Here is a 17192-nt window from a genome sequence, read left to right on the forward strand (position 1 = left end):
CCTAAGGGCGGCCGCCACGGGAGGACCTGATGGGTTTCAATCCCTTGCAGGAGAAGGGCATTTCGCTCGACGACCAGGTGCGGAACTGGTCCGAGCTGAACGTCGAGCCGTATGACAAGGCCGACGTCGACCCGTACACCCGGTGCCGGGTGATCGCCATGAACGGCCTCGAAGTGGAGGCTGTGTTCTTCAGCCACCAGTTCAACCGGCACATCGACGTGCCCGAGGTGAAGGCGGCGCTGGCCGAGACCCGGGCGATCGAGCAGCAGCAGCAGAAGGCGGTGAACTGGCTGATTCCGGGCGAGGAGACCACGCTGGAGGTGACGCTCGGCTACGAGCAGGAGGCCGTGGACCTGACGGCGTGGTTGGCCCGCTCCGAGCCGGACCCCTATCTGAAGCAGACCTACGACTTCGGCCTGCTGGAGGACTTCGACCACCTGTACCGGTACGCCAACCTCTACGAGCTGCTGGAGGGCAAGCAGGCCGAGGGCGTGGTGCGCCGGCTCACCGAGGTCATGCCGGGCCGGCCGACGGCGAACGAGCACCGGGATCCGCGGGACAACATCCGCAAGCACTACGACAAGCACACGGCGGATCCGCGCAGCCGGCTGCACGCGTTGACGATCACGGCGGCCGAGCAGCAGACGATGAACTTCTACATGACGATCGGCAACCGGTACATGGAGCCGTTGGCCCGTGGCCTCTATGCCGAGATCGGCATGGTCGAGGAGGAGCACGTCACGCAGTACGAGTCGATGCTGGACCCGGCTGAGAGCTGGTTCGAGCAGCTGGCCCTGCACGAGTACAACGAGTGCTACATGTACTACTCCTTCGCCGCGCAGGAGACGCATCCTCGGATCCGCGACCTGTGGAACCTGCATCTGGGGATGGAGATCGAGCAGCTGCGGGTCGCCTGCGAGCTGATGAAGCGCTACGACGGACGGGATCCGGCCGAGGTGCTGCCGGTCGAGCTGCCCGAGCCGGTGGTGTTCGAACCGAACAAGGCCTATGTCCGCGACGTCCTGGCGACCCAGATCGACCTGACCAGTCTCGGGACCGGTTACGTGATGGATTCGCACAAGCGCTTCCAGGAGCGTCTCGCGACGGTCAACACGGGCGGTGTGCCCAGCGAGCAGGTCATCGACGAGCATCGCGCTGGTTTTGGGACGGACTACCGGATCGAGACGGAAGGCCCGCACCCGGTCGAACGGCTGCGCGGCGACGCCTTCACCCGCTCCCGCTGACAGGCCGCTTCCATTCACTGGCGACGCGTTTGCCCGCCCGCCAGGCGCAACCGCCCCCCCGGGCGGGCGGACACGTCGGACATCCAGCTCCCGAGAGGACTGAGCAGCCATGCCGATCACCGCCGTCCGCCCTGAGACCGGAGCCACCATCAGGCCAGGACCGATGGTCACCGTCCTTCCGGAACGGGAGGTCGCCGAGGACCGCTACACCGACTTCGCCGCGGACAGCGGCCTGAACGGACCATTCCTGGCCGACCAGCTGTCCGCGTTCGTCACCCACGAACGGATGGGCATCAACCTCGTGCGCACCCTGCATGCCCGGTCCGACAACCCGGCCCTGCGCGCGCGCTACGCGGATCTCGAGGGAGAGACACTGCGCGCCGTCGGCGTCTGGGAGACGCTGATCGGTCAGCTGGGCGGGAGCCACCAGTACGCCAGCCCCGCCGGCCGGGCGACCGAGAGCCTCGACACCAAGGCGATCGAGGCGCTGCTGCTCAGCGGATCGGCCGACCCGCTCACCTTCGAGCAGGCCGGACTGCAGGCCTACCTGAGCGCAGCGCAGCTATGCGCCGCGAACGTGGACCTGCTCCAGGAACTGACTCGCGAGGCGGACGACGGCCAGGCCCGCGCCGTGATGAGCGACGCCGTCGCCGCCTTGGCTCCGGTGGTTCGTGAACACGTCGACTGGGCCACGCGGACGCTGACCCGGACCGCCATCACCCAGGCCAAGCATCCGTTCACCCAGAAGATCGCCCGGGCCGCCGAGCGGGCGACCGACAAGGTCCGGACGGCCTTCGGCGGCTCCCAGGACTGAGAGTCCCCGGCCGCACGGCCATCACGTGTTTCCTCCTTCTCGAGTTCTTGGTCGTTCTCGAAAAGGATCACGCGATGGCCGTCCGCGGTCTTCCGCCGGATTGGCTGCAAACCTGGCTGCCCGAAGCGCTCGGGCTCACCATGTCGCCAGTTATCATGGTCACGATGCTCCCGTTACGGTTCAGCAGCAGTACGGGCAAGGCTGTTTAGCAGGTTGCGCGACGTCGGGCAGGGACTTGCCGCATGGTTGGTAGTCGATGATGGAAGGCAGAAGATCTGTTGACGGAATATCCGGTGGCGCGTCAGCATGATCCTCGGGACCCCTGGTCCGTATACCACTTCTCACAATCGAATCCCAAGGGCGCTGGTCAGGGTGACATAAGCGCCCTGCTCCGGCGGGTCGCTGACTCGATTGATGCACTGGGCGAGGTTGACGTTCAGGACCTGATGATGCATACCGAGGTCACGGCCGACGGCGACTGGCACTCGATCACGGTCTATTACGAACGCGCCGACGAAGACCGCGGCGCTGAACCTACGGATTAAGTCCCCGCCGGCCGGCGCACGCCGTGCGCTGATCGTAGGGCCGACCACACATCGCGGCCGCCCGGTCGGGAGATCGTCCAGGGTGATCCGCGGAGGTCGGCAGTCGTCCGCCATACCTGGTCACGGTCCTGCCCACGTCCGCCGGCGGCGCTCATCCGTCGGTGCCCGCGGGCTTGGCTGTACCAGCCGATCGTCCAGGAGCCTCACAGAAGCTGGGACTCGCCAGGGGTATGTAGAGCCGATCCGACCGTCCCGTACCCTGTCGCCGTGAGCATGATCGGGGAGTACCTGCGAGTCACACCGAGCCAGCTGGACCAGGCCGTCAAGGATCCCGAATGGGCACTCGATCTCGCCGAGACGGTTCGCGATTCACAGGACGAGAGCAAGCCAACGCCAGCTGAGGCACTACATTTCAGTACCTACAAGACATGGGGTCTGCTCGCATTTTTGTTGCGGCGATCATCTTTCCCCGTAGATATCATCCACGGCGAGGAATGCTTCGCCGAAGATGAAGACTGGGGTTATGGACCTCCACGGTATCTGTCAGTGGAGCGGGTCAGGCTAGCGGCAGAGATCCTGCAGCAGACCACCTATGACCAGCTGATTCGGACGGTCACCCCCTCAGAAATCGCCAATGCCGACATTTACCCCCAAAGCGCGAACTCCGCGGACTCCCTAGAATGGGGGCGTGACTATTTCATTCCCCTGACGGCCTTCTTCCAGGGAGCAGCCGCGGCCGGCCACGCGGTACTGGTCTGGCTCGACTGACCAAGCATGCAAAAGGCCTGCGTTACAGCTCAGGCCCACCAGGTGTGAAGTTACCACTCATCGGACGAGTTCCCACGGCGGCCCCGAAGCATCCAGCCGAAGTCCTCGGCGGGCCGCCCACTTCTCCTTGCCCGAGTGCCGCGACCGCCGATGGGCCCCTAGCGCCCGCTCTCATGATGTAGATCCGGGGCCTGCGCGGGCGCTGGTGCTACCCAGGTGAGCCATCGGTGGAGGGTGCTGAAGTCGGCGTCGGTCAGGCCGTGGCCGGGGTCGACTCGGTGGAGCAGGGCCGGTCCTCGATGGTGTGCCGTGACCCACGTCCGGTCGGGGGAGGTGATCTCGTCGTCGACCCAGGCGAACGGGCGGCCTGCAGCCCAGGTGACCAGGGCGCGGGTTTTCCAGTGCAGGCCGTTGTGTTCATCCCATGCATCGAATTCGGACGGTTCCGGCCACGTCACGACGGCCAGTTCAGGCAGTCCGAGCCGCGGCGCGACGTAGTCGTTGGCGTCGGCCATCCACGTGGTGGCCCAGACAAGCTCACCCGGCAGGGCCGCCAGCCGGGGCCCGTGGCCGGAGTCGATCCTCGCAAGCAGCGGGTTCGCCCCCGATGACGCTGATCCGCAGCCGGGTCCCTGGCTCGGATAGGTGCCCGCCGGGGCGCCGAAGGGAATGAGTGGCCCGTCCACATCAAGGAAGATCAGCGGCTCGCCTACGGAGCTGTCCACGCTCACACCATAGGGCTGATCGATGCGTTGAAGCCCCGAGCGGTAGGCCGTGGCTCGGGCTCCGATCTGCATCAGCCAGGCTCTCGCTCCCAGGGAGTCGGCCCTGGCGCGCCGGCTCGGTCAGACGGCGACGTTGGCGGTCAGGAAGTCGTTGAGGAGGCACACGATCCGCGGGCGAGAGCGGCCACAGGCATTTTCAACGAGAGTCAGCACTGAGAAATTTCAAGATGACTTACGTCCGTCCGTGAGTGTATGCAACGGTCGCCTGGTCCAGGTCGCGCCGCCGGCGGCATCCGCGTACGTCTACTTTCGTCCGTCGTCATTCGCGAACTTGACTGTCGGCACCGTATGGTCCAAGGTGGCACGTAGCTCGCCCTCTAGTCGCCGCGCCGGCCCGCCGGAGGTGGCTGGTCCCCTACTGGAGAGGTGCCTTCCTCGGATCGTACGTCTTCGTCCGCTTCCTGCATCATTAGGCGATGCAGGTGTGCCCCAAAAACCGAACTCGCAAAAATTGCCGGCGGCGCCAAATTGCCTTCTAGAATCTTCAGCTCCTCAAGGGGCCAAAGAATTAGAGCGACAGCGCCGTAAGCTACGGCGAGGTACAGCATCCAACGAAGAATGAGTGCCGGGTGAGCCCGAAGAAACCGCGCTATCGCACGAGGCCCTATCATCTTCTTGAGGTCATCGCTAAGCAATTCGGCAGGCGTCCGGCGCCTTGGTCGCTCGCGATGCCGACCCGCGGGAGGTCCCGCGGAGCTCACTAGATCGCGGGTCCGTCCTCCGCGGCTTCTCACGCTGCGAGCGTCCCACAGCCGCAGAAGGTTCGTAAGGAAGTGCCAGCGTTACGCCGGCCTGACTTCAGCGAGAGCGCGGGCACCCTCCTCGCCGAACTTCAGGTGACCCTCGTCCGCGGCGTGCAGGGGCTCATCGTCGGGTCGACGAAGAACCGCGCCGGGCACTGCGCGATCGCGCTGCCCGAGAAGTGCATCGACGTCCTCCCTCACACGCCGCGCCGGGCGGTCGAGGTGCCGCCCTCGCAGGCCCCGGACGTGCACCCGACGGCGGTGACTCCCCGCAGCAGCAGCGCTGGACGGCGGTGACCAACTGAGCCAGTTGGGGCTCAGGCCGCGGTCGTGAGCTGGGCGGTGAGCGCGGGGTTGTCGATCTCGGCGGCGAGCCGCCGAGCCTCGGGCAGCGCGGCCGAGTCACCAAGCCGGTAGCGGTGCAGGTGGGCATAGGCGAGCAGTTCGCGCATTCCGGCGCCCCGCGCGAGCTCGGCGAGCTCATGGGTCAGCCTCGCGGCACGCGGCTCGTCGCAGCGCAGGAGCGCGTCGGCGATGGTGGCGTTCAGCGCCAGCCCATGGACCCACAGCGAGCTGTCCCGCGGCTGGTGCAGGCGGGCCGCCTGGTGAAACCAGGCACGCGCGGCGGCCTCGTCGCCGACGCCGGCGAACACCAGCCCCAGCCCGCGGGCCGCGAGTTCCTGCCAACAGGGGTCACCGGTCTGGGACGCCGTCAGCCACGCCTGCTCGAATCCGTCGGCCGCACGGTCTACCTCGCCGGCGCGCAGATCAACCTCGGCCCGAAGCGCCAGCGGGAACGGCAGGAACGGAATCCACCGCTGCTCGCGGACGAGTTCCAGCGACCGGGCCAGCGTCGCGGCGGCCTCGGCGCCGTCAGCCCGCAGCAGATGCACCCGGCCCAGGTAGGCGCAGGTCCACGCCTGCTGCCGGGAATCGCCGGCCGACCGGGCGAGCTCCAAGGACTCGTCGAGGCAGGCGAACGCGGCGCGGTAGTCGGCGAGCTCGGTGGCCGCCCAGCCGAGCAGGCCGAGAACCGCGGCCCGCTCCGCGTCCGTTTCCGCCAGTTCCCGCGCGCTGGCCAGCCAGGTGCGCGCGCTCGCGTTCAGCCCGGCCCGGACGTCGATGAGCCCCAACTCCCGGTAGGCGGCCGACGCGGTGGACCGGTCGCCGGAGACCTCGGCCAGTTCCGCCGCCTCGCGCAGGGCCGCGACGGCCTTATCTGCCCGGTGCAGCGCGGTGCCGAGCGCGGTGAGTACCTGCGCTCGCAGCGCTCGGTCCCGGCCAAGAGCCGCCTCGGCGGCGGCCTGGCGCAGGTGGCCCAGTCCGGTGGCGACGGCGCCGGCGCTCGCGGCCGCCTGCCCTGCTCGCAGCAGGCTCACGGCGGCGGTCCGGTGGCTTCCTCGGGGAAGGGCGAGGGAGACCGCCGGAGCGACGACGGCCGGCGCCAGCGCGGCTCGCAGAGCCGGGGACGGTTCGGATCCCAGCTCACGGCGCAGCAGCGCCTCGCAGGCATCGGCCTGCCGCCGGGCCGCCGCGTGACTACCGATCGCGACCAGACCGCGCACGAGCAGTTCGTGGTTGCCCTCGACCAGCGGGTTTCGGGCCACCGCGGCCGAGGCGTACCGGACAGCCTCCTCACCCAGCCCATCAGCCAGCCGGGCCGACGCCACCGAGCGCAGCAGCGCCTCGTGTCGGGCGACCACCCGGTGACGCTCCGCCAGCAGCCACGCCTGGAACGCCGGACGGTCCTGGAGCTCGACGTTCTCCAGCAGTTCCCCGCCCAATTCCAGGAGCACGGCGGGGTCGGCTGGCTCCGCGGCGAGCAGGTCCACGTCGACCGACACGCGACCGGTGAGCTGGGTACTGATCGGGTTGCCCTGGAAAGCGTCAGACTGGCCGAGAGCGCGGCGCAGCTCGCTCAGCGACCAGCGCAGCGCGCCGAGAGGGTCCTCCGCGGTGCCGAACAGCAGGTCCGCCAGGTGCCGCCGGCCCGGTGGACGCTCCGCCAGCAGCAAATAGCCCAGCAGCGCCCACGCCCTGCGCCCACGCGGTGGGAGGACGGTCCGGCCGCCCCGCTCGATCACCGGCTGCCCGATCAACCGGATATGAAGAGTGCCCACGGACCTATGGTCCAGCCTTGGACCACGCCCGTCAGCCCGCCGCCATGTCCGGCCGGTGACAGAAACGACGCCAGCCCGCAACGGCATCAGCTGGCGCACTCTCGACGGGGGCGATGCGCCGAGGTACTCCAAAGATGGATTCGTGCATACTCTCGCCGCAGGTCAGGGTCACGCCCAGCCTCGCCGGGCCTGCAGCAGATCGCCGCCAGATTGGTCTCCGGACGGACGCCGTGAACCCGGCCTTCGGCCGCGAGGCGGGCGTCGCGCCGGGTGACTGGCGGAGGAACGCGAACTGCAGTACGGACCCCGGAAAGTCCAGAGCCCCGCGCTGCCTTGCGGCTGCTGCGGGGCTCTGACCTGTCTCGACCAGACGTGCGCTCGGAGGGACTCGAACCCCCAACCTTCTGATCCGTAGACCTCGGCGGCCGGTCCACGGACGTCCGCAGACGTCCACCGGTCCAGGTCACGGCCTCGGCGACGTCCACCGACGTCCGCTGGCGTCCACCCCCGTTGCAGTACGAATGCAGTACGGCGGCCGGTCGGACGTTCGTCACGGAACGTTGCCAGGACGGACCGGATCGGCCCCAGGTTGGCGAAAACTGGTGGAGCGACTGCCCGATTGACCCCCATGCTTGCCGCGATGAGCATCGAAGCCGAGGACATTCCACCAGCCTGGCATTACGCGTCGTACCGCAGCCTGCTCGGTGAGCTGCAACGAGGTCACGGCATCGCGGTAGTTCGACTGCGTGGCCAGCCTGAACATGCGCAAATAGTCTACGAGTGCACCAGCCGGGATACCCGTTGGGACTGGCAGGTCGACAATCGACGCGGTTATCTAGCCCGGCTGCTGCGTGACCTACGCCTCGATCTGGCTCCGCTGATCGCGCAGCTCCGCGCCTGCGGCCCCGACCGCCCCTGGCCACACCGGGATCCGACCAACGACGACAACCAGTTTCGTCTCACGGTCGGGATCCTCGAGACGCTGGCCCGCGCGGGCAACGCGCAGGCCAGCGAGGCGCTGCGTGGCTACGTCCGCGACGGGCTCCGCTGGGTCGAGGTGCTAGAGGTCATCAGCGAGGAATGGCCCGTCGAGTGGTGGGACGATCTTTGGGAGGCCGCCGCTGCCCGCCTTGACCTCGACGACACCACGCACCTGTTTCCCAGCGGCAAGCCTTGGCGACATTGGCGTGGCCGCGACCCCAGCCTCGATGCCCGCCTCGACGACGCCCTGCCCAACCGCTGCGACAGCCCAGCCACCGGGAACGATCTTACTGAAACGTCCGACGCCGATCTGATCGACCTCCTACGGGCACCGGACACAGATCGCGGCACCCTCGCAATGGCGCTGCGGCAGATTCGCCGCCGCGGCCATGCCGTACCGGAATTGCTCGAACTGGTCGAGCAGCTGAGAGCCGCTCGGGCCCCGGGCCTCACCCGCGCGCTGCACACACTCGGACCGCTCGTGGTCCCAGCCGCCCGAACCTGGGCCGCCGACTCCGACCACCCCCTGTTCCACGACGCCCCGGATCTCCTCGCCGAACACGGTGACGAACAGGACATCCCGACTCTCCTGACCGCACTCGACCGCCTCGCCGACCAGTGGTGCGGCTACGACCAACTGACCGCGGGCCTCACCCGGATCGTCGCGGCCTTGCCACCGAACGCGCAGACGGACACCCGCGCCCTGCTCGTGCGCCGGCTGCGCTGGCTGGCCATCGCCTCGCCACATTCCTATGAACGGCCCAGTTACCTGCGCAGCCTGCTCCTTCTGGACTGGCAGCACACGCTGAACAACCTGCCGGCCTACCTTTTCGACTGCGAGCCGGAGGTAAGACAGCTAGCCGCCGAGAACATCCCGCTCACCGACAACGTGCGGAGCCTGCTGACTCTTCTGCGCGACGACCCCATCGAGGACGACGACGTCAAGCACGCCGTAGCACGCCGACTATGACGGCCGGCCCAGCGAAGAGCCGTGCCGGTAGGGATCGATCCCCGCGAACAAGCCCCCATGACCGGCGATCCGCCTCGCGCTCGGACGGACTCAACCCGAGCACTTGATCCATAGTTTGATCTGGATCATCCACGGACGTCCACAGCGGTCCGCCGGTGCAGGTCGTCGACCCGGGCGGCTCCATCGCGGTCCACAGTTGTCCGCAAGCGTCCATCGGCTCGCCTGTCACTTTGGCTGTCAGCGTCAACTCGGCGACCTCACGCCGCACTGGCGACTGACCTTCGGGTGGCTTGGGGACGCCGCGGCACGAGGCGGTGGCGTCCCCCGGACTCGGCCCGACTCGAACGGGCTGCCACCCTCTCCTAGTCGTGGGTGCGGTCATCCGGAGCCTCCGCACCTTGGGCGAGGACGATCAAAGCGTAAGGCATGACAGCGGTCTGATCGACCAGGAGATTATGAGATCTTCCATGCCTCGTCCACCGACGTCCGCTGATGCTGGTTGCGGACACAGATCAGTCCGCCGAGCGCGGTGCTCGTCCGCAGTCGTCCACGAGTTTGGCTGCAACCGTCCTCCCAGCCACCCAAGGCCCCGCAACAGGACTTGAAGCCTCCGCCGGAGATTTCCGACCTCCCGGTTACAAGATTTTCTTATTCCACCCTGGATGTTTACCGACATCTTTACAGTCCGCCGGTGCCTTACATGGTTCCACCGTAGCCCGCCGACATCGGCCGGTATTCACAGGTTTGGCCGCACGAATGATCATACCACCCTTCGACCCGCCGCCGCGATAACAAAAATTGCATCCGCACCGGATTCAACGCTTGAGTTTTGAGTGCTCTTCACGCAGCATTCCACTACTATCCTTAATCCACCTTTTTCCGTAGAAGTCGGTAAAACGCATCACCCAAGAATAGTTCCAATCTCTATTTGTAAGACCCTTGATCGGAAAGATGCCCTCCGGTGTTCGATCCGCAATCTCGCCAGCCGAAATGCTCGGAAAATTGATCTCGGACCGCTGCGCGGAGTGACCAGGTGGCGTAGCAATCAGCGAAATAGTTACCTCAAAGAGCGGGTATGGAGATGTCTCATTATTTATTTGGATAGAAGTCGCTCCCCAGTGTCCATCGTAGTCCCAGGGGGCCGTGAACACTACCGAAACGAGTCGAGCTTGAATTTTTTGAGCTTCAAGCTTTTCAGACCTGTCTTTTTCGGTGTCCGCCCTGTTTTTTTGCTGTTGCAGATATATTCCGGCAAATCCAGCGGTAACGCCGAATGCCTGAATCCAGGCGGGGACGTACTCTGCAACCGGTGTCATGAACATATGCTAAGCGGCGTGCGCCTACGACGCGCGATGACTTTGAACCTAATACCATAGGAAAGAGGCGGTCTCCATGCTGGCGGGGCGAAACTGGACGGCGCCACAGCGTTCTGAATGCCTAGCGTCGGTAGTGTAAAACGGTCTCGAACCACCTGCGCCGCATTGCAACCCTAGTAGAGATAGAGCCAACGAGACTCGAACCTCCAACCCACCGATTACAAGATCGGCCCAGCTAGTCCGCTGACGTCCACGCTCGTCCGTCGATCCTAGTTACAGTCCCGCCCGCGTCCACCGCCGTCCGCCGGGGTTGACCGGTGTCCGCGGGCTTGGCTGTACGGATGGCTGTACCAGATGCGCCAACGGCTATCTTGAGCAAGCGAACTGACTGATCTTGAGGGTGGCGCAGTTGAGGTATGACCCTTCTACGCCGGTTCGGATCGATCCATGCCAGTAAGACGACGAATCACCTCAGGGGCATATCGAACGAACAATTCCACAGCGACTTCCACTGGGCCGTCCGCATCAAACTCCCCGGTTCCGTGAACACCATTTCGATACTTGTTGACTTCTTTAAATTTCTCGATATCCTCATTGGCAGTCTTCGGAAAGAATGTCAGCGCGACCGCCGCAAACTTGAATATGATTCCCCGATCTGGGTCGCGGGCCGGATTGCCCGAACTGTCAGATGGGAGCGGCCAGATCAGCTCTCGGACCGCCAAGCCAGAAAGAATAGACCCACCTTCATCCTCGAATCTAATCCTTTCGGCGATATCACCTCGAATGGAACCGAGAACCTTGTTTACACACATATCAATTCCGGCATAAGCCCACATCAATCGTTTGAATGGATCCCGTTCGCCCAGCACGAGAGATATCCATCGACCGATTGAAGATGCTGGACTCTTGCCGCTCTTCGGGAAGTAACTTTGAACGGACTTTAGATCTCCTAAGTCAAGGCTCTCGAAAGGTTTTTGAACTGACACCCTGGCTTGGCCTACTGAGAACAACGGGATGGGGCGAGAAACATTCGGCCCGCACCGCACAAGTATCCCAGATTCTTCGATAAACTCAGAGAGGATTTCTGGGCCAAGTAGGCCAGCGAGGACACCTGTAGCTAGGTCAAGGGTTCGGTTCCGAGCCTCGCGGCTGGAGTCAGCCGCTCGTCTCGCCGAATCGAAATCGAACCACCAGTCTTCAGATTCATCCTTCCCACTCCCGACAGAAATGTCCGAGCGTTCTTCCACCTTTATGCATACATAGATCCGTCCTTTCGTTCTCCAATCATCCGGCGCACTGTAGTCAGATTCCACCTTTTTCGGATCGGAGAGACGGCCCAGGAAATAGAGAGCAGAACACTTAGCCCCAAGGATCTCGTCTGGCACCTCTCCAACTGTGACGCTTACATGGCGGTGTTCGTGTTTGAACGAGATGCCATCCAACAATTGCGGCAGATCTTTATAGGTCTCGGCCGACCTGAAAATCCGGTACGTCCATAGGCTCGTCATAACCACCGTCGCCCCTCCATCCGTCAACGCGGGCCGGTCCACCTGCTGCAAGTAGGTAGACCTTTACCTGAGCAGCGTACCGAAGGCGACAGTACATTGAGCGTCACACTGTCCGCATCTTGCGTCGCATTCAGTAATACGAATCGATGCCATCGGGTAGGGTGCCGCCATCCATCGGGACCGGCGACCAGGCATGGCCAGCGGGTCGGGATGGGCTCGAAGCTCGCGGCTGGAGGAATACCACATGATCAGCTCCGTCGTCCGCCACCGCCGACTTGTGTAGGTCACAGGTCTCACGACAGTCGTGGCATCACCGCTCGTCCACGCCGTTGCCGTGCGCTAGAGTCCACATCACCTGGCTGGTACGTCATAATGAGTGGCGTGGCGACCTGGCGCGACTACCAAGAAGAGGCCGCAAAATTCTTCCGAAAAATCGGCCTGAGCGCCGAAACGGATGTACGCCTGCACGGCGTCAGAACCTTTCACGACGTCGATGTGGTCGTTCGCTCACACCATTTGGGGTTCGAGACATTGTGGCTAGTCGAATGCAAGCAATGGAACTCCCCAATTACGAAACTGCATGTTCTTGCGCTCCGCGAGATCGTGTCAGACGTTGGCGCGGATCGTGGAATAATACTGGCGGAGAGCGGGTTCCAGAGTGGGGCGCTCGAGGCGGCCCGTCTTACAAATGTTCGGACGACATCGCTCGCAGAATTAAGGATCAGCGCGAGCGATGATATCGGCCGAGCCCGCTTGCGTGAACTTCAAGATCGTATCAGCTCGTGTCGCGAGCGGTATTTCTCTCTCGGTAAGGAATTTCGTATCGAACAGGGACTGCGCCGGGAAGTCTTGATGCACTACGGGTACAGTGGTGATGAGGTTCTTCGCGCTGCGCGGCATGCAGTCAATTCAGCATTGACAGGTTCTGCGCCGGATCAATTTGAGGCAATTTTGATGATGGGTCGGCCGAAGTTGTTCGCTTCTACGACTAACCCTATAGAGGTCGCAGACTTCGTCGATAACATAATTTCTGATCTTGAGAAAAAGCTAGATGCCGCCGAGTCGGCTCTGGAAGGTTAGCTACCTGCTTGGTTTATCGCGCCGATTCTGAGGGTCGGTGCCGTTATCGTCCCGGCCTGTACGATGATCCTCATCGGTGCGAGTGCTGCGACGCGCCGGGGAGCACGGCGCGCCAGCGCCGCGCGCATCCGCCGCGCGGCGCGGCGAAGCCTCTTGATCTCCAAATCGAGTAATTCGGCAACCTGCGGACCTGGTGGCGTACCCGTTCGGTCGGCGAGCGGATGACGGCACGGTGATGTGTGCGCTGAGCTGGAGGTTCGCTCGTCTGGGCTACGCGTTGACGAGCGGTCGGCTAGCGTTCGGCGGGTGGCTGGAGCCGATGACGGGCGTGCGAACGGGCAGGCGTCGGCGGCTTCGCTCGATGTGGCTGCGGCCCGTCGTGTCCTTGTAGACGCCTGCGGCCTTGCATGGCTCGACCCGGGCGACGCGGGGCTGATGAGGCTTGGCGAGCACGCGGTGTTCCGACTTGCTGCGGCGCCTGTCGTCGTTCGGATCGGGCGGTCGGTGGCGTACCTCGAAGCGGCGCGGCGAGAGCTGGTCGTCTCGGAGTGGCTGACCGCTGGCGGGGTGCCCGTGGTCCAGACGGCTCGCGTGGCCGCCGCTCAGCCGCTCGTGGTCGACGGTCGGGTAGTGACGTTCTGGGCGGCGGCTGGAACCGGCGACGACTACGGCTCCGCCGTCGAGCTAGCGGAGATTCTCCGGCGACTGCACGGGTTGGTCGCGCCGGTCGGCCTGGTACTCCCGGACCTCGATCCGTTCGCACGGGCCGACGCTCGTATCCGCGCTTCGACCGGGGTCGCGGACGAGGATCGGCGGTTCCTGCTCGACCGGGTGGCGGAGCTTCGGGAGAGGTACGCCGGGCTGTCGTTCGCCCTGCCGGTGGGGCCGGTCCACGGGGACGCGAACGTCGGGAACGTGCTGCGCGACGAGTCCGGGCGAGCGGTGCTGATCGACCTGGACGGCTTCGCGCGCGGTCCGCGGGAATGGGACCTGCTCCTGACCGCGATGTACGCCGACTCCTACGGCTGGCACAGCGCCGACGAGTACCGGGCGTTCGTCGACTGCTACGGCTTCGACGTCATGGCCTGGGACGGGTACCCCGTTCTGCGGGACGTTCGGGAAACGACGATGGTGATCTGGGTCGGTCAGAACGTCGGCGCAGAGCCTCGTGCGGCGGGAGAGTTCGCGAAGCGGATGGCTGCCCTGCGCTCGGGTGGGAGTCGGCGGGATTGGGCTCCGCTCTGAAGGTGGCGCGACAGCGATGATCGAGCAGTCTGGCCGAGGCGGCGAGATGACGGAGAACAGCACCGACGAGCTGAGCGAGATTCGAGCCGAGCGCGACGCGCTTCGCCGTGAACTCGGCGATCTTCGCGCACACCTCTGCGTAGCGTTGCGGCTCCTGCACCGTGGGCCTGGCCCTCAGGGAATCACGGTGCTGAGCGTCGCCAGTGATCGGGAGATCGTCGAGGCTGTCCGCCGGCTGGTAACCAACGCGACTCCCGCCTCATCCGAGGCACAGCACCGTTAGCGGCGCAGGGAAACGACCGCGGAGTCGGCGATCGGGCGTCAGGCGGTAGCGGGCTGCCAGAGGCGGTGTTCGGCGGCCTGTTCGGTAAAGCGGCGGGCGATCGATGCGCGACCGACCTTGGCGAGTCGGCCGCGGAACTCGGTGACGTACTGGGCGCAGCGGGCTGACTTGAGCTGGTCGCCGATGCTCAACGCCTGGAGAGCGACAGTGCAGGCGGGCTCGGGATCGCCGTGGTCGAGGTGGGCGTCGGCCAGCACCATGGCAGCGAAGAAGTCGGAACGGGCGAAAGTGCCGTCACTGCTGGCTTCGACGGAGCGGCCAGCCCAGGCGCGGGCGCCGGCGGCTCGGCCGAGGTCGCGGAAGCAGTGGCCGAACTCGGCTGACAGCTCGGCCTCGTCGAAGTAGGTGATCCACTCGGGGTCGTCATCCGGGTTGCGACGGGAGAACGCGGCCTCGGCCGCGGACAGGGAAGCGTCGCAGGCGGCGGCGTCGCGGTTCCCAGCGTGGGCGCGGGCTTCCATCGCATGGAACTGGGCGGTCATCGTCGCCGTGGCCACGTCCCTCGTACCGACCACGGCCGTACGCGCGAGACACGCCGCCTGGTGGAAGTCCCCAAGGAACGTGGCCTGGTGGCTCATCGCGGACAGGACGCTACCAGCGAGTCGGCGGTCGTTGGCGTGCTCAGCAAGGTGCAGGGCCTGCACGAGGTAGCGCTGTGCCAGCCCGTGGGTTCCGGCGTCGTATGCCATCCATCCGGCCAACAGCATCGACTCGGCAACGGTAGAGAACAGCCGCTCCCCCGTCGCGGCGTCGTACCGGCCGCGGAGCAGGGTAGCGACGTCGCCGGACAGGAAACTGATCAGACCGTGGCGGGCGTGGCCTCCGCCGTACCGGTTGTCCAGGCCGGCGAACATCGCGGTCGTCGCCTGCACAGCGGTGATGTCCGGGATGCCGACCCGGCGGTCGGAGCTGGGTTGGCGGGGCGCGCGGGGGCCGGTGTGCAACAGCCAGTCCAGCGCGGCTTCCGGCCACATCGTCGAGTCGGGCGCGGCCTGCTCGTTCGGCTGGTCGAGATCGGCGTGCCACAGCGTGGACAGGAAGTCGACGGTGTTCTCAACGCGCGGCCGTGCGGTGGGGACCTCGGGCAGGGTGAACGTCGGCTGTGCGGGCGTGGTGGTCTGGTTCGGGTCGGCGAGTCCGAGGCGTCCGGGCGGGATGCCGAGACCGCTCGCGAAGCGCTCGAAGAGCGCCAGGGTCTCCACGCGGCGCTTGCCCTGCATGATCCCGCTGATGGTGGGCTGGCCGACGCCGATCATGCGGGCTAGCTGGGTCTGGGGGGCGCCGGTCCACTGCTGGTAGATCTTCAGCACCTGGCCCATGTCGCGCTCTGCCAAGGCCTTCGCCATGTCGGGGCGGTCCCACAGCTCGGGCGGGGGCTTGGGGGCGTCGCGATGTGGAGTCATGGTCACGGCTCCTTGGTGCGGCGGGCCGACGCGTGTTCGGGCCTGCACTGTTTGTCGCATTATCCACGGTCGGTATCCATTCGCGTACCTGTTCGTGCCGGCCGGGCGGCACAAGGCTGGCCGTCATGCCCGTCCTGCGGCTGTTCGCGCACGTAGGGCGGGTGATCGAGCCATGACCAGCAGGACAGGAGGATCACGAATGACAGGTGACCCGACGGAACAAGAGGACGGCGGCACCGCGATGCCGGTCGACGGCGAGCAACGACCTGCGGGTGTTCCTGACGCTGAGGGCGGCGTCTCCGCGCGGCCGTGGGCCGGGGACGACTGGGCGCTCGTCGTCGGCTCAGGCTCGGACCTGGCGGAGTTGTACGAGCAGATCGCCCGGCTTCCGACGGGTCTGGCGTTCGTCGAGGCGTTCGGGGATGTCGACCTGGTCCTCGTCTACCGGCCGGCGGGTGAGCCTCGGTCACGGCGGGAACTGCTCGACGCGATCGCGGGCCGCGTCGTCAGCAACGGCGGGATGCTGGTCGGCTCGGACAGCTCCGACGCATGTCTCGGTGGTGAGCGGTTCATGACGTCTTCGGAGCGGGCCGCGTTCGCGGCCGGGCAGGCGGACGCGCTCAGTGCAATGCGGCGGGCGCTGACAGGGATGCGCGGTCGGCGGAGCGGCGGGAACGCGGTGCCGGTGGCGTCATAGGACCTGGCGTCGGACGGCTGACGGGCCGGACCTGCGGGCAATGCCTCGTGGGTTCGGCCCTCGCTGTTTCCGGGAGATCGGCGCTTCGCCGCTGGTCGGGGGCTGGCTGTCGTCCTGGTGGTGCCTACGCCGACGTGAGATGACGAGCAATGCCGTCGATCCGCTGCTCGATGCGGAGCAGGACGGCAAGGATCTTGGCCTGGCCCTCGACCAGACCGGCGAACGCGTCCTCGGCGGACGTGCTCGGCGCGGAGGTGGCTCCCGGCGCGGGTTGACCGAGCAGGACTGACAGCAGATGGTCGGCTGGCCAGTCCAGCGCGCGGCAGACTGCGGCCAGCGTGGCGTCCTGGACGCGGCGGCGGCCGGCTCCGTGCTGCAACACGCGCAGCGTCGCGACCGACACTCCGGCCAGGTCCGCAAGTTCCTGTTGACCGACTCTGCGGGCGGTCATCCGGGCATTGAGCGCCTGCGCGACGGCCCGCCAGTCCTCGCGCGGCGTGCGTACCGGCCGCTCCCCGTTCTTTACCACAAAGCAAACAATATCGTTTCCGGGCTTAGGCGAGAACAACGCGACCTTACTACCTGCATTTCATCCAACGGCGCTATCCAACCATTGGATACCCGCTCGAC

Annotated in this window: 16 protein-coding genes; 10 read left to right on the top strand and 6 right to left on the bottom strand. The window is 65.8% G+C overall.

Annotation, left to right across the window (positions count from 1 at the left end; all coding sequences use genetic code 11):
- Positions 1 to 29: 29 nt before the first annotated feature.
- The 4 genes from FRCN3DRAFT_RS0203395 to FRCN3DRAFT_RS0203410 all read left to right on the top strand — a co-directional run bounded on the left by FRCN3DRAFT_RS0203395 (position 30) and on the right by FRCN3DRAFT_RS0203410 (position 3371).
- Positions 30 to 1244: a hypothetical protein gene (locus FRCN3DRAFT_RS0203395; RefSeq protein ID WP_007508794.1), complete on the top strand. Its 1215-nt coding sequence runs from the start codon at positions 30 to 32 to the stop codon at positions 1242 to 1244.
- 109 nt (positions 1245 to 1353) lie between these two features.
- Positions 1354 to 2058 (top strand): hypothetical protein, encoded by a 705-nt coding sequence (locus FRCN3DRAFT_RS0203400; RefSeq protein WP_007508792.1) that lies wholly within the window; start codon positions 1354 to 1356, stop codon positions 2056 to 2058.
- Between the two features lie 278 nt (positions 2059 to 2336).
- Positions 2337 to 2603: a hypothetical protein gene (locus tag FRCN3DRAFT_RS42430; protein WP_198535933.1), complete on the top strand. Its 267-nt coding sequence runs from the start codon at positions 2337 to 2339 to the stop codon at positions 2601 to 2603.
- A gap of 273 nt (positions 2604 to 2876) precedes the next feature.
- A complete protein-coding gene (locus FRCN3DRAFT_RS0203410) occupies positions 2877 to 3371 on the top strand; it encodes a DUF1877 family protein (protein ID WP_007508786.1) in 495 nt (164 codons plus the stop codon).
- 158 nt (positions 3372 to 3529) lie between these two features.
- Here the strand turns inward: FRCN3DRAFT_RS0203410 and FRCN3DRAFT_RS0203415 are convergent, their stop codons facing one another.
- Positions 3530 to 4096: an HAD domain-containing protein gene (locus FRCN3DRAFT_RS0203415; protein WP_035926064.1), complete on the bottom strand. Its 567-nt coding sequence runs from the start codon at positions 4094 to 4096 to the stop codon at positions 3530 to 3532.
- 833 nt (positions 4097 to 4929) lie between these two features.
- Here FRCN3DRAFT_RS0203415 and FRCN3DRAFT_RS54770 point away from each other — a divergent pair.
- Positions 4930 to 5196, top strand: a complete 267-nt coding sequence (locus FRCN3DRAFT_RS54770) for a hypothetical protein (RefSeq protein ID WP_007508782.1) — start codon at positions 4930 to 4932, stop codon at positions 5194 to 5196.
- 20 nt (positions 5197 to 5216) lie between these two features.
- On the opposite strand, the gene FRCN3DRAFT_RS0203425 is transcribed toward FRCN3DRAFT_RS54770, so the two are convergent.
- Positions 5217 to 7019 carry an AfsR/SARP family transcriptional regulator gene (locus FRCN3DRAFT_RS0203425; protein ID WP_007508780.1) on the bottom strand — a complete coding sequence of 601 codons (1803 nt, stop codon included), beginning with the start codon at positions 7017 to 7019 and terminating at the stop codon, positions 5217 to 5219.
- A gap of 640 nt (positions 7020 to 7659) precedes the next feature.
- Between FRCN3DRAFT_RS0203425 and FRCN3DRAFT_RS0203430 the strand changes: the two genes are divergently transcribed.
- Positions 7660 to 8970, top strand: a complete 1311-nt coding sequence (locus tag FRCN3DRAFT_RS0203430; protein ID WP_035924284.1) for a hypothetical protein — start codon at positions 7660 to 7662, stop codon at positions 8968 to 8970.
- A gap of 815 nt (positions 8971 to 9785) precedes the next feature.
- On the opposite strand, the gene FRCN3DRAFT_RS53825 is transcribed toward FRCN3DRAFT_RS0203430, so the two are convergent.
- Positions 9786 to 10286, bottom strand: a complete 501-nt coding sequence (locus FRCN3DRAFT_RS53825; protein WP_157845171.1) for a hypothetical protein — start codon at positions 10284 to 10286, stop codon at positions 9786 to 9788.
- 425 nt (positions 10287 to 10711) lie between these two features.
- Positions 10712 to 11845: a hypothetical protein gene (locus FRCN3DRAFT_RS53830; RefSeq protein ID WP_157845172.1), complete on the bottom strand. Its 1134-nt coding sequence runs from the start codon at positions 11843 to 11845 to the stop codon at positions 10712 to 10714.
- Between the two features lie 321 nt (positions 11846 to 12166).
- On the opposite strand from FRCN3DRAFT_RS53830, the gene FRCN3DRAFT_RS50975 reads away from it, so the two are divergent.
- The 3 genes from FRCN3DRAFT_RS50975 to FRCN3DRAFT_RS0203440 all read left to right on the top strand — a co-directional run bounded on the left by FRCN3DRAFT_RS50975 (position 12167) and on the right by FRCN3DRAFT_RS0203440 (position 14402).
- Positions 12167 to 12874, top strand: a complete 708-nt coding sequence (locus FRCN3DRAFT_RS50975; RefSeq protein WP_106410125.1) for a restriction endonuclease — start codon at positions 12167 to 12169, stop codon at positions 12872 to 12874.
- Positions 12875 to 13237: 363 nt separating this feature from the next.
- Entirely contained in the window at positions 13238 to 14119 is an 882-nt protein-coding gene (locus FRCN3DRAFT_RS0203435; protein WP_027140207.1) for a phosphotransferase family protein, read from the top strand.
- Positions 14120 to 14135: 16 nt separating this feature from the next.
- Positions 14136 to 14402, top strand: a complete 267-nt coding sequence (locus FRCN3DRAFT_RS0203440; RefSeq protein ID WP_027140208.1) for a hypothetical protein — start codon at positions 14136 to 14138, stop codon at positions 14400 to 14402.
- 38 nt (positions 14403 to 14440) lie between these two features.
- On the opposite strand, the gene FRCN3DRAFT_RS0203445 is transcribed toward FRCN3DRAFT_RS0203440, so the two are convergent.
- Positions 14441 to 15865, bottom strand: coding sequence for a helix-turn-helix domain-containing protein (locus tag FRCN3DRAFT_RS0203445; RefSeq protein ID WP_007508771.1), 1425 nt, complete (start codon positions 15863 to 15865; stop codon positions 14441 to 14443).
- A gap of 199 nt (positions 15866 to 16064) precedes the next feature.
- On the opposite strand from FRCN3DRAFT_RS0203445, the gene FRCN3DRAFT_RS0203450 reads away from it, so the two are divergent.
- Positions 16065 to 16562, top strand: a complete 498-nt coding sequence (locus FRCN3DRAFT_RS0203450; RefSeq protein WP_007508770.1) for a hypothetical protein — start codon at positions 16065 to 16067, stop codon at positions 16560 to 16562.
- Positions 16563 to 16686: 124 nt separating this feature from the next.
- Here FRCN3DRAFT_RS0203450 and FRCN3DRAFT_RS49110 read toward each other — a convergent pair whose 3' ends face one another.
- The gene (locus tag FRCN3DRAFT_RS49110; protein ID WP_007508769.1) at positions 16687 to 17091 is read right to left on the bottom strand and encodes a helix-turn-helix domain-containing protein; all 405 of its coding nucleotides are present in this window, start codon (positions 17089 to 17091) and stop codon (positions 16687 to 16689) included.
- Positions 17092 to 17192 lie beyond the last annotated feature (101 nt).

The sequence above is a fragment of the Pseudofrankia saprophytica genome, assembly GCF_000235425.2.
Lineage (GTDB): Bacteria > Actinomycetota > Actinomycetes > Frankiales > Frankiaceae > Pseudofrankia > Pseudofrankia saprophytica.

Excerpts from the sequence above, each read along its gene's own strand:
- FRCN3DRAFT_RS0203395 (WP_007508794.1), top strand. The coding sequence starts at position 30 with ATGGGTTTCAATCCCTTGCAGGAGAAGGGCATTTCGCTCGACGACCAG.
- FRCN3DRAFT_RS0203400 (WP_007508792.1), top strand. The coding sequence starts at position 1,354 with ATGCCGATCACCGCCGTCCGCCCTGAGACCGGAGCCACCATCAGGCCA.
- FRCN3DRAFT_RS0203410 (WP_007508786.1), top strand. The coding sequence starts at position 2,877 with ATGATCGGGGAGTACCTGCGAGTCACACCGAGCCAGCTGGACCAGGCC.
- FRCN3DRAFT_RS0203430 (WP_035924284.1), top strand. The coding sequence starts at position 7,660 with ATGAGCATCGAAGCCGAGGACATTCCACCAGCCTGGCATTACGCGTCG.
- FRCN3DRAFT_RS53825 (WP_157845171.1), bottom strand. The coding sequence starts at position 10,286 with ATGACACCGGTTGCAGAGTACGTCCCCGCCTGGATTCAGGCATTCGGC.
- FRCN3DRAFT_RS50975 (WP_106410125.1), top strand. The coding sequence starts at position 12,167 with ATGAGTGGCGTGGCGACCTGGCGCGACTACCAAGAAGAGGCCGCAAAA.
- FRCN3DRAFT_RS0203440 (WP_027140208.1), top strand. The coding sequence starts at position 14,136 with ATGATCGAGCAGTCTGGCCGAGGCGGCGAGATGACGGAGAACAGCACC.
- FRCN3DRAFT_RS0203445 (WP_007508771.1), bottom strand. The coding sequence starts at position 15,865 with ATGACTCCACATCGCGACGCCCCCAAGCCCCCGCCCGAGCTGTGGGAC.
- FRCN3DRAFT_RS0203450 (WP_007508770.1), top strand. The coding sequence starts at position 16,065 with ATGACAGGTGACCCGACGGAACAAGAGGACGGCGGCACCGCGATGCCG.